We start from the raw sequence: 10,832 nt of genomic DNA on the forward strand, positions 1-10,832 counted from the left end.
GTGACGAGCAGGACGGCGCCGGGGCGGGCGGTGCGCATGGGTTCCCTTCGAGGACGACTGGACCGATCGGGCCCACTGCACCGCCGTGCTGGGCGGGCCGGACCGGGAGGGTGCGGGCGGCGGGTCAGCCGCCGACGAGGCGGCGGGTGAGGTCGACGGCGGCGTCGCCGGCGGGGTCGAGCCTGTCGTCCAGGCGGTCGCGGTAGGCCGCCTGCAGGAAGAGGCCGTCGACGAGCAGCCAGAGCTGCTCGACGAGCCGGTCCGGGTCCGGGACGTCGAGCCGGGCGACGCGCTCGGCAATCGCGGCGCGGGTCTCGGTGAGCTGGGCGCGCGCGACGGCCCCGGGACCGCCGTCGTCACCGCGTCCGTCGTCCTCGGGGAACTCGGCGAGGTAGTTGCGGAACGCACACCCTCGGAACCCGGGACGCGCGACGAGGGCCGCGACCTCGGCGACGAGCGCCACGAGCTGCTCGCGCGGGTCGTCCCCCACGGCCTCGAGGGCGCGCTCGGCCGCGCGGGCCCGCCGCTCGCGGGCACCCTCGAGGTAGGCGGCCACGAGGTCGGACTTCGCCGGGAAGTGCTGGTAGAGCAGGTTCTTCCCGGTGCCGGCCTCGGTGATGATGCGGTTCATCCCCACCGCGCGGACGCCGTGGTCGTAGAACAGCCGTGACGCGACCCCCAGGATGCGCTCACGCGTGCCCGGAACTGCCGTCCTCGCCATGTCGGCCCCACCTCCTGCTCGCCCACTCTAGCGGACCGATCGGTCCAGCAACACACGTCCCCGGCGGCAGCCGGTGCGACCGGGGCCACACCGCGGCCGTGACGCCTCCGTCGGTGGCCGTTCGGCGAGGCACCGTCCGATACGGACCGTGACAGGTCCAGTCGCACTGCGTGTCGACGTCAAGACCGGTGTGAGTGACGTGCGTCTCACCTGTCCGGCTGGTACGTACCACTTCTCACGCGGTGTGCCGTCGCTCTGCGAAGTAGGTGCGCGCTCGAGGGACCGTGGGGTCACCCGATCCCGTGACCACTCTCACGGAGGGTGCCGAGATCTGCGCGTGACCGAACCGTGATCGAACTCGTCGGCGGTTCCGCGGTAGCGCCCGTCACCCCTACCCTGCCCCGGTCATCATCAGGATGCCGAACGATGTCGGGGTCGGGACGCATCCGGAGGATCAGCCTGTCCGCCCGACCGGCTGCCGGATCCGAAGGGGGATGACCTTCGTGGACGACCACGCCGCGCCCGGTGCCCGCGCCGAACTCGCCCCACAGGCCCTGCACCACCTCGTCGACGCGGTGCTCGAGGACGCCGAGTACCTCGAGGACCGTCTCGACGCCTGCGACGCCTACGTCGTGCTGGTGACCGATCCCGCGACCGGTGCGATCGACTCCTACGGCCCGTTCGACGGCACCTCGGCCCTGCTCGACGCCGCCCGCCGCCGCCGCGGGCTCGACGAGGGCGACCTCACCGACGTCGCGGTGACCGTCGTACGCCACCATCGCCCCGACGCGGCCGACGGCGGACCGCGGGCGCTCGCCTCCTGAGCCCGCGGCACCCGGGTCACCGCCGGGCGCCCGAACCGCCACTGCCGGTGTGACCGAAGAGCCGGCAGGGGATGCACGTCGGGAGCCCGGTTCCGGGCCGGGAACGGGGAGCGGATGACTCGCGGTCGGATCGTGCTCGGAGCGGCCCTCGTCGTGGCGGTGCTCGTCGTCCTCGGCGTGATCAGCGTCGTGGACCGGCCCACGCCACCGGGCCCGGGCACCACGGCCACCTCCGACACCACGGCCACCACCGCCACCCCGGCCGACCCCGTCGCGGCGGCCCGCGCTGCGGTCCCCCGGCGCCAGCCCGACGACCCGCTCGCCCTCGGCCGTGTCGACGCCCCGCTCGTCGTGGCCGAGTGGGGCGACTTCCAGTGCCCCTTCTGCCGGTTGTTCGCGACGGACACCGAGCCCGCCCTCCTGGACCGCTACGTGGCGACCGGGAAGGTGCGCCTCGAGTGGCACGACTACGCCTACCTCGGTCCGGAGTCCGTGCTCGGCGCCCGCGCCGCACGCGCCGCCGGCCGGCAGGGGAAGTTCTGGCCGTTCCACGACGTGCTCTACCGCGAGCAGCCGCGGGAGAACAGCGGGGCGGTGACCGAGGCGTCGCTGTCGGCCCAGGCCCAGCGGCTCCGGCTCGACGTGACCCGCTTCCGGGCCGACCTCGCCGACCCGGCGATCGCCCGCGCCGTCGCCGAGGACCAGGCCGCCGGCACGAGGATCGGCGTGACCGGCGTCCCGAGCTTCGTCATCGGCGACCAGCTGATCTTCGGGGCGCAGCCGACGGCGACGTTCGAGCAGGCCATCGACGGCGCGCTCGCCCGCGCCCGCTGACCCCCCCGTCGTGCCCGACATCGGCTACCTGGCCGCCTTCGCCGGCGGCGTGCTCGCGTTGCTCAGCCCGTGCAGTGCCCTGCTGCTCCCGTCGTTCCTGGCCTACGCCGTCGCGAGCCGGACCGGGCTCGTCGGGCGGACGGCGCTGTTCGGGCTCGGGCTCGCGGCGATGCTCGTGCCGCTCGGGGCCGGGGCGGGGGCGCTGGCCGGGCTGGTGACGACGCACCGCGAGCTCCTCATCGCCGTCGTCGGGTGGGTCGTCGTCGCCCTGGGCGTCGTGCAGATCCTCGGCGGCGGGTGGAGCCTGCGCCCGGCCGCCCGGGTGCAACAGCACATGGCCGCGCGCGGCACCGCGCTCTCGACGGTCGGTCTCGGCGCCGCCTACGGGCTCGCCGGGTTCTGCTCGGGCCCGGTCCTCGGGGCGGTCCTGACGGTCGCGGCCGCGGGCGGCCAGGTGGTCCGCGGGGCGGCCCTGCTCGCGGTCTACGCGGTGGGGATGACCGTCCCGCTGTTCCTGCTCGCCCTGCTCTGGCAACGGTTCGACCTGGGGCGGCGCCGGTGGCTGCGCGGGCGCGAGTTCCGGCTGGGACCGCTGCGCCTGCACACCACCTCGACGATCTCCGGCCTGCTCTTCGTCGGGGTCGGGCTGCTGTTCCTGCTCGCCGACGGGACCGCGGGCCTGGTCGGCGCCGACCCCGGGGTCGCGCAGCGCAGCGAGGACGCGGCCGTCCGGATCGGGTCGGCCGTGCCCGACGTGGTGCTCCTGGGGGTCGCCCTGCTCGTCGTCGTCGGGGTGGCGGCCTGGCAGCTGCGCCGCCACGCCGGGGGACGCCGCTGACCGCACGGTGACGCGTCGATCACCAGATCCGCAACGATCCGATCACCGCGGTTTGGCGAAAATCGCGCCGAATGCGGTGCGTGAGGCGCGGGGAACCGATCAGTAGTGACGACGACGACGCGAGGAGCTGATCGGTCGTGACCGGCGAGGACCGCGCCACCCCCACCCGTACCCGCCGCTGGATCGCGCGCCTGGGTGCCGCGAGCACCGTCTGCGCGGCCGGCCTGGCCCTGGGCCTGGGCACGGCGTCCGCGGAGCCGGTCGCGGCACCGGCCCCGGCGACCACCCCGGGCACGCCGTGCGCGGCCGCGGTCAAGGCGTGCATGGACCTCTCGAGCCGGCAGGCGTGGCTCACCGACGGCGCGGGCCACGTCGTCGCGGGTCCGTTCGCCGCGCGCGGCGGGAAGTCGGGCGCACCGACGCCGGTGGGCACCTTCACCGTCGAGAAGAAGGTGAAGAACTACTGGAGCCGGGCGTTCGACGCCCCGATGCCGAACTCGGTCTTCTTCCAGCCCGGCATCGCGTTCCACGCCGACAACCCGAAGGTCGCGTCGAACGGGTGCGTGCACCTCACCCGGTCGACCTCGCAGCAGTTCTTCGACTCCCTCCAGCCCGGCGACCCGGTGCAGATCGTCCGCTGAGGGCGCCGAGGGCGCTCAGCTCCCCGGGTCACATCGTGTCGTGGCCGTACATCCGGCCGAGCGGGTCGTGGATGAACTCGACCCGGGTCCCGTCGGGGTCGGCGGTGTAGATCGAGGTGCCGGACTCCACCATGTAGTCGGCGCCCCGCTCGTCGAGGCGGGCCTTGATCTGGTGCCAGTGCTCCTCGGAGACCGAGATCGCCAGGTGGTGCAGGCCGCCGAGCACCTCCTGGTAGGGCGACGGGTCGACGCCGGGCAGATCGAAGAACGCCAGGTGGTTGCCGTTGCCGACGTCGAAGAAGAAGTGCGTCGAGCCCGCGAGGTCGCGGTTCTCGAACAGCACGGTGACGGGGAACCCGGCGAGGTTCTGGTACCACTCGACCGTCGTGCGGACGTCCGCGCAGATCAGCGCCGTGTGGTGGATGCCCTGACCTGTGGAGCGCGGCCGGTTCTCGCGGGAGTAGAGGAACTCCGACCGGATGCGGTCGCGCTCCTCGCCGAGGCGGCGGCGCTCGTCCTCGCTGATCAGGCTGGACTTGTCGCCGCCCTCGTGCTCCTCGGCCCGCGTCGGGTCGGGGGTGACGGTCTGCTCGGTGGTCATGATCGCTCCTTGTTCGTCGTGCTGGTCACGGTCGGACGTCTCCTCGCCGAGCCCCTCGTGCATCTCCCAGACGAGGACCTCGGCGTCGGTCGTGGCGGTCAGGGTGGGGCGGCCCGCGTCGCGCAGGCGCGCGGCGTCGCCGGGGCCCAGCGGGTGCCGCTCGGCCCCCACGTCCAGCGTCGCGGTGCCGCGGGCCAGGTGGACGTGTAGGTAGGGCGCCCCGTGCAGCGTGAGGGAGCGGCCCGCCGACGGCCGGGCCACGTGCAATGCCGCGGAGGCGACGCCGAGGCCGACACCCGGGCCGCCGGCGTCACGCGCCAGGCCCGAGGCGGCGACGACGAGCCCGCCCGAGGCGAGCGCGGCGGAGAGATCGCGCTGCTCGTGGTCGGGGGCCGCGCCGGGCTCGTCGGGAACCAGCCAGCACTGCACCAGGTGCAGCTCGGGGGCGTCGTGGTCGGTCTCGGCGTGGCGTTCGGAGTGCTCGACGCCGCGGCCGGCGCTCATCCGCCCGACGACGCCGGGGTGCAGCACGCCCGCGTGCCCCGCGGAGTCGGCGTGGGCCAGCGACCCCGCCACCACCCAGGTGACGATCTCGGTGTCGCGGTGGGTGTGGGTGTCGTACCCCGCGCCCGGGGCGATGCGGTCCTCGTTGTGGGCGAGCAGCAGGCCGTGGTGGGTGTTGCCGGGCTCGTGGTGCGTCCCGAAGGAGAACGCGTGGCGGGTCTCGATCCCGGGCGTCGTCGTGGTCGCGCGGTCGGCCCCACGGCGCACCTCCACCGTCACCGTCGCCCTCCCGCCGTTTCGTTGAAAGTTCACCTACTGGGGCGTGAACTCCCCGTCGCGCGGAGCCTATTCCCGCCGGGGGTGTTCCCGCGCCTACCAGACGTCGTCGACGTGGACGGTGACGTCGACCGGCTCGAGCCCGGTCACCTCGCGGACACCGCGGGCGACGACGGTGCGGATGCGCTCGCCGAGGGCCTGCAGGTCCTGCCCGTACGCGGCCGCGAGCGTGATCTGAACGGCCGTGGAGCCCCCGCTGACCCCCGCCTCGACGTCGGGCACAACCTCGCCCGCCTCGCGGTGACCGTCCGCGGCCAGGCGCCCGAGGGCCACCTCGACCCCGGGGACCTGCGAGGCGAGGTGCCGGGCGAGGGTGACGACGACGCGCGCCGCGACCCGCGTGTGGCCGGTCGGCGAGTCGATCCGGCCGTAGTCGGGCTCGTCGGAGGCCCCGCGCACCCGGGCCAGCGCGGCCTCGACGGCGGCGACCGAGGCCTGCGGCTGGTCAGCGGCCACGGCGCGCACCGGTGCCCACAGGCGGTCGAACTCGGCGAGCGCGGCCCGGCAGTACGGGCAGGTGCGCTGATGGGCGTCGAGGACGGCGCCGCGTCCCTCGGCGACCTGCTCGACGAGGGGACCCGTCCAGTGCCCGCAGGCCAGCCGCGTGTCGGGCGTCGGTGGCGGGGTCGGACCCGTCATGCGGACCAGCTCCTCATGTCGGCGAGCACGGTGGTTCGTGCGCGGGCCAGCCGTCCGCGCAGCGTGGCCTCGGAGACCTTGGTGACCGCGGCCGCCTGGGCGTAGCTCAGGCCCTCGATCTGGCAGAGCACGAACGGCACCCGCTGACTCTCCGGCAAGCGGGCGATCGCCTCGAGGCCGGCCCGGAGCTCCTCGCCCGCGAGGACCGCGCGCTCCGGGGCGGCCACCGGCGGCAGGTCGACGTCCGTCGGCTCCTCGCCGGAGAGCCGCCGCGCGCGGCGCTGGTGGTCGAGGCTGCGGTTGACCACGACGCGGTAGAGCCACGTCGTGAACGCCGAGGTCCCGACGAAGCCCGAGAGCGTCGTCCAGAGCTGGATGACGACCTCCTGGGTGACGTCGTCGGCGTCCGCCGCGTCGCCGGTGATCCGCAGCGCGATGCGGAAGATGCGGTCGCGGTGGCGCCGGATGAGCTCCTCGTACGCGCCGCGCTCCCCCGCGCGGGCCTTCCCGACGAGCCAGCGGTCGATCCGGGCGGCGCGGTCGCCCGGGGGCGTGCCGTCGTCCGGCGCGGCGGCACCGTCGGACGTCACGACCGGCCACTACCCCCGTCCCACCACCTGGAACCCGCTGGTGCCCGACCGGGTGGCGCTGGCAGGGTGCGGTGGTGAGCAGCGTCGCCGGCCCCCGCCACTCCGTCCTGCGCTTCCCGCCGGCACCGGTCACGCCCACCCCGGACGCCCAGCGGGCGGCACTGCTGGCCGATCCGGCCTTCGGGCGCGTGTTCTCCGACCATATGGCCATGGCCTCCTGGAGCGCCGAGGACGGCTGGCACGACGACGGCGTGCGCGGGCTCGAGTCGATGACGCTGCACCCCGCGGCCGCGGTGCTGCACTACGCCCAGGAGATCTTCGAGGGACTCAAGGCCTACCGGCAGCCCGACGGGTCGGTGGCCCTGTTCCGTCCCGACCTCAACGCCGCGCGGTTCGCCCACTCCGCCCGCCGGCTCTCGCTGCCCGAGCTGCCCGCCGAGGCGTTCCTGGCCGCCGTCGGCGCACTGGTGCGGCTGGACTCGGCCTGGGTGCCGGAGCCGCCCGCGACGCTCTACCTGCGCCCGTTCACCGTCGCGACCGAGGCCTTCCTCGGGGTGCGCGCGGCGAACGAGGCACGGTTCGCGGTGCTGGCCTCGCCGGCGGGGTCCTACTTCGCCGGCCGCGAGGTCGGGGTGACCCTCTGGATCGACCCGGAGCTCTCGCGCGCGGCGCCCGGCGGGACGGGTGACGCGAAGTGCGGCGGGAACTACGCGGCCGGGCTCGCGGCGCAGGGTGTGGCCCGCGCGCACGAGTGCGACCAGGTGCTCTTCCTCGACGCCGTGGAGCACCGGTGGCTCGAGGAGTCCGGGACGATGAACGTGCTCCTGGTGACCGCGGCCGGCGAGCTGGTCACCCCGCCCCTGGGCACGATCCTCGACGGCGTCACGCGCCGCAGCGTCCTCGAGCTCGCCGGGGACCACGGGCTGGTGCCGGTCGAGCGCCCGGTGTCGGTCGAGGAGCTGCGCGAGGGAGCGCGGGACGGAGCGATCACCGAGGTGTTCGCCGCGGGGACGGCAGCGGTGATCAGCCCGATCGTGCGCTTCCGCGAGCCCGGCGGGGAGTTCACGGTGGGCGACGGAGCGCCGGGCCCGCGGACGCTGGCCCTGCGCCAGGCGCTGGTGGACCTCCAGTTCGGGCGCACCCCGGACCCGCGGGGCTGGCGGGTCCCGGTCGCCTGAGCGCCCGCGGTCTGCCGGTCACCCGTCCCGTCGAGGGGCACACTGCGCACGTTCCGCGGCGATCAGACCTGCGCCGTGTGCTCCTGATCATGACGACGGACGGCCCCGGGCGGCTCCACCGAGCGGCGTTAGGCCGGACAGCCGATCGTGTGACATCACTTGACGTAACAAAACAGCCGCCGAATGCGACACATAGTCACGAGCACCCGACCTCCCGGAGGCCGATCGTGACCATCACGCACTCGCCCGGCGCCACGCACGACCTGCCCGCGCCCCGCCGCGCCGCCGACGACGAGGCCGGTGCGCCGGATGCCCGCACCCTCGCCCGCCGGCTCGACGACGCCGCGCGCGCCCCGCGCCGGGTCCTGCCCGTCGCCGTCGTCGCCCTCGCGGTCGTCGTGGGCACCGCGGGCGTCGCGGGGGGCGGTCTCGCCAGCCTCGGGGCGCTGCTCGCTCTGCCCGTGCTCGTCGTCGTGCACCAGCACGACCGTGCGCGGCGCACCGTCACCGCGACCTACGCGCGGACCACGTCGCGCCACGAGTGCCTCGTCGCGATGTGGGAGCGCCACCGCGTCGCCACGTCGGTGTGGGAGCCGGCCCTGTGGGAGATCGCGCCGCAGGGCGTGCACCACGCGGTCGCGCGCCGCCTCGACGGACCGCGCCACCTGCGGGCCGACGTCGCCGTCCCGACCCTCGGCGGCGCCCACCGCGACGTCGCGTTCCTGCCCGACCGGGTCGTGGTCCGGGAGGGTCGCGACCACCACGTGCTCGCCTACGACGAGCTCGAGGCCACGGCCACGGTGCGCGAGCGGGCCGAGGGCGGCCGCCTGGGCCGGCTCTCACTGCGGGTCGGCGGACGCGCGGTGACCTACGACCTCGCCTCGGTCGCCGTCGCGCACGAGCTCGCGGCCGCGCTACGAGCAATGGGCACGATCGGCGCGATGGGCACGCTCAGAGCGTCGTGACCGGCATCCCGTGGGCCTGGCCGACCGTCGCGCTGTAGAGCTCGCCGGCGTGGGTCGCGAGGCCCGCCGCGAGCCCGGCGTCGGCGGCCACCGCGTCGCGCCAGCCGCGGTCGGCCAGCGCGGTGACGTAGGGGGCGGTGGCGTGGGTCAGCGCGTGGGTGGAGGTGTTCGGCACCGCGCCGGGCATGTTCGCCACGCAGTAGAAGAGCGTGTCGTGCACCCGGAACGTCGGGTCGGAGTGCGTCGTGGGGTGGGAGTCCTCGAAGCAGCCGCCCTGGTCGATCGCGATGTCGACGAGGACCGCGCTGGGCTTCATCCGGGCGACGAGGTCGTTCGAGACCAGCTTCGGTGCCTTCGCGCCGGGGATGAGGACGGCCCCGACGACGAGGTCGGCGTCGAGGACCGCGCGCTCGACGTTGTCGACGTTCGAGTACAGGGTCTGGACCCGTCCGGCGTACCGGGCGTCGAGGGCCCGCAGCGTGTCCAGGTCGGTGTCGAGCACGGTGACGCGGGCGTGCATCCCGACCGCCATCTCGACGGCCGACCGGCCCGAGACCCCGCCGCCGAGGACGACGACGTGGCCGGCCGGCGCGCCGGGGACACCTCCGAGCAGCAGGCCGCGCCCGCCGTTGGAGCGCATCAGGTGGTACGCGCCGACCTGCGGCGCGAGGCGCCCGGCGACCTCGCTCATCGGGGCGAGCAGCGGCAGGCGCCCGCCCCGGGTGACGGTCTCGTAGGCGATCGAGGTCGTGCCCGCGTCGAGGAGGGCCTGGGTGCACTCGCGGCTCGCGGCCAGGTGCAGGTACGTGAACAGCGTCAGGTCCTCGCGCAGCCGGTGGTACTCGGACGCCACCGGTTCCTTGACCTTGACGACCATCTCGGCCCCGGCCCAGACGTCGTCGGGGTCCGCGACGATCCGGGCGCCGGCCTCCTTGTACTGGTCGTCACCGAAGGCGGAGCCGCTGCCGGCGCCCTGCTGGACGGTGACCTCGTGGCCGTGGGCGATCAGCTCGCGCACGCCTCCGGGGGTGAGGGCCACCCGGAACTCGTTGTCCTTGACCTCGGCGGGCACCGCGACCTTCATCTGACGTCTCCCGTCCAACGCGACATCGACGTTCGCCATCGACTGTGTCGACACCATGGTGAACGATCTGCGTGAAGGTCGGAATATGGCTGAAGAAGGTTCTGTAACCTGCGCGTGTGAGTGAACTATCCGGCGACGACGCGGCCCCGCAGTCGGCTCCGCCGAAGCATCTGCGGGCGGGCGAGCCCGCCCCCGCCAGTCTCGACGACGTCGACCGCGCCCTGCTGCGCCACCTCGCCGCCGACGCCCGGATCACCAACGCGGCGCTGGCCGAGGCGGTGGGCATCGCGGCGTCGACGTGCCTGTCCCGGGTGCGCTCCCTGCGCGAGCGCGGCGTCATCCGCGGCTACCACGCCGACGTCGACGCTGCGGCGGTCGGACTGCCGCTGCAGGCGATGATCTCGGTACGCCTGCAGAGCGACGCCCGCGACCGCCTCGGCGAGTTCCTCGGCCTCGTGCGGCGCCTGCCCGCGGTGCGCGACGTCTACTTCGTGGCCGGGGCGGACGACTACCTGCTGCACGTCGCGACGGCGGGCAGCGGCGCGCTGCGCGACCTCGTCGCGACGCTGAACGGGCACCGCGACGTCGCGGGCACCGTCACCAGCCTGATCTTCGAGCACATCCGCCCGGCGCACGGGGTGTGAGGGCCCGGCGCGTCAGGAACGGGACGTCTCCGACGCTGCCGCCCCCGCCTTCGCCGCCAGCCGGGCCCGGCGCTCCTCGGCCTTCTCGAGGCCTTCGTCCCAGGTCGCCCGCTTCATCAGCAGCCGGCGGTACTGCATCACCTCGGCGGGCCGGTCGACGGTGAGCGCCCCCACCAGGCGCTCGCCGCACCGGTAGAGCGCCACGAAGGGACCGTCCTCCTCCCCCATGACGACCTCGGTCTCGATCTCCGGCTGCCCCTCGCCGGAGCGGGCGACGCCGACGAACTGGATGCGGTGGGCGTACCAGTCCGACCAGAAGTACGGCACCGTCGTGTAGGGCTTCGCCGACGCCGGGTCCACCGCGTTGCGGGCCGCCCGCGCCCCCTGCTCCGAGGCCGCCGTCCAGTGCTCCAGGCGCATGGTGGTGCCCAGG

At 74.7% G+C, this 10,832-nt stretch carries 13 protein-coding genes; 7 read left to right on the forward strand and 6 right to left on the reverse strand.

Annotation, left to right across the window (positions count from 1 at the left end):
• Nucleotides 1-124 precede the first annotated feature (124 nt).
• A complete protein-coding gene (locus tag AC0CYZ_RS12795) occupies nucleotides 125-721 on the reverse strand; it encodes a TetR/AcrR family transcriptional regulator (RefSeq protein WP_472215840.1) in 597 nt (198 codons plus the stop codon).
• Between the two features lie 494 nt (nucleotides 722-1,215).
• Here AC0CYZ_RS12795 and AC0CYZ_RS12800 point away from each other — a divergent pair, with 494 nt between their 5' ends.
• The 4 genes from AC0CYZ_RS12800 to AC0CYZ_RS12815 all read left to right on the forward strand — a co-directional run bounded on the left by AC0CYZ_RS12800 (nucleotide 1,216) and on the right by AC0CYZ_RS12815 (nucleotide 3,858).
• Entirely contained in the window at nucleotides 1,216-1,545 is a 330-nt protein-coding gene (locus tag AC0CYZ_RS12800; RefSeq protein WP_472215841.1) for a hypothetical protein, read from the forward strand.
• A 114-nt stretch (nucleotides 1,546-1,659) separates the two neighbouring features.
• Entirely contained in the window at nucleotides 1,660-2,379 is a 720-nt protein-coding gene (locus AC0CYZ_RS12805) for a DsbA family protein (protein WP_472215842.1), read from the forward strand.
• Between the two features lie 10 nt (nucleotides 2,380-2,389).
• Nucleotides 2,390-3,217, forward strand: coding sequence for a cytochrome c biogenesis CcdA family protein (locus tag AC0CYZ_RS12810; protein WP_472215844.1), 828 nt, complete (start codon nucleotides 2,390-2,392; stop codon nucleotides 3,215-3,217).
• Nucleotides 3,218-3,354: 137 nt separating this feature from the next.
• On the forward strand, nucleotides 3,355-3,858 hold the full coding sequence (locus tag AC0CYZ_RS12815) for a L,D-transpeptidase (RefSeq protein ID WP_472215846.1): 504 nt from the start codon (nucleotides 3,355-3,357) through the stop codon (nucleotides 3,856-3,858).
• A gap of 28 nt (nucleotides 3,859-3,886) precedes the next feature.
• Here AC0CYZ_RS12815 and AC0CYZ_RS12820 read toward each other — a convergent pair whose 3' ends face one another.
• From AC0CYZ_RS12820 to AC0CYZ_RS12830, 3 genes are all read right to left on the reverse strand, one after another.
• Nucleotides 3,887-5,242 carry a pirin family protein gene (locus tag AC0CYZ_RS12820; RefSeq protein WP_472215848.1) on the reverse strand — a complete coding sequence of 452 codons (1,356 nt, stop codon included), beginning with the start codon at nucleotides 5,240-5,242 and terminating at the stop codon, nucleotides 3,887-3,889.
• 93 nt (nucleotides 5,243-5,335) lie between these two features.
• On the reverse strand, nucleotides 5,336-5,938 hold the full coding sequence (locus AC0CYZ_RS12825; protein ID WP_472215850.1) for an Asp23/Gls24 family envelope stress response protein: 603 nt from the start codon (nucleotides 5,936-5,938) through the stop codon (nucleotides 5,336-5,338).
• Nucleotides 5,935-6,528 carry an RNA polymerase sigma factor gene (locus tag AC0CYZ_RS12830; protein WP_472215852.1) on the reverse strand — a complete coding sequence of 198 codons (594 nt, stop codon included), beginning with the start codon at nucleotides 6,526-6,528 and terminating at the stop codon, nucleotides 5,935-5,937. The genes AC0CYZ_RS12825 and AC0CYZ_RS12830 overlap by 4 nt, the downstream gene beginning before the upstream one ends.
• Nucleotides 6,529-6,602: 74 nt before the next feature.
• Here AC0CYZ_RS12830 and AC0CYZ_RS12835 point away from each other — a divergent pair, with 74 nt between their 5' ends.
• Nucleotides 6,603-7,706: a branched-chain amino acid aminotransferase gene (locus tag AC0CYZ_RS12835; protein ID WP_472215854.1), complete on the forward strand. Its 1,104-nt coding sequence runs from the start codon at nucleotides 6,603-6,605 to the stop codon at nucleotides 7,704-7,706.
• A 227-nt stretch (nucleotides 7,707-7,933) separates the two neighbouring features.
• The gene (locus tag AC0CYZ_RS12840; RefSeq protein ID WP_472215856.1) at nucleotides 7,934-8,671 is read left to right on the forward strand and encodes a hypothetical protein; all 738 of its coding nucleotides are present in this window, start codon (nucleotides 7,934-7,936) and stop codon (nucleotides 8,669-8,671) included.
• On the opposite strand, the gene ald is transcribed toward AC0CYZ_RS12840, so the two are convergent.
• Nucleotides 8,658-9,755: an alanine dehydrogenase gene (gene ald / locus AC0CYZ_RS12845; protein ID WP_472215858.1), complete on the reverse strand. Its 1,098-nt coding sequence runs from the start codon at nucleotides 9,753-9,755 to the stop codon at nucleotides 8,658-8,660. The two genes, AC0CYZ_RS12840 and ald, sit on opposite strands and share 14 nt — an antisense overlap.
• A 116-nt stretch (nucleotides 9,756-9,871) precedes the next feature.
• Between ald and AC0CYZ_RS12850 the strand changes: the two genes are divergently transcribed.
• Nucleotides 9,872-10,399 carry an Lrp/AsnC family transcriptional regulator gene (locus tag AC0CYZ_RS12850; protein WP_472215860.1) on the forward strand — a complete coding sequence of 176 codons (528 nt, stop codon included), beginning with the start codon at nucleotides 9,872-9,874 and terminating at the stop codon, nucleotides 10,397-10,399.
• A gap of 12 nt (nucleotides 10,400-10,411) precedes the next feature.
• Here the strand turns inward: AC0CYZ_RS12850 and AC0CYZ_RS12855 are convergent.
• A partial coding sequence (locus tag AC0CYZ_RS12855; protein WP_472215862.1) for an oxidoreductase C-terminal domain-containing protein occupies nucleotides 10,412-10,832 on the reverse strand: 421 nt, incomplete at its 5' end.

The sequence above is a fragment of the Actinomycetospora sp. genome, from assembly GCF_055612215.1.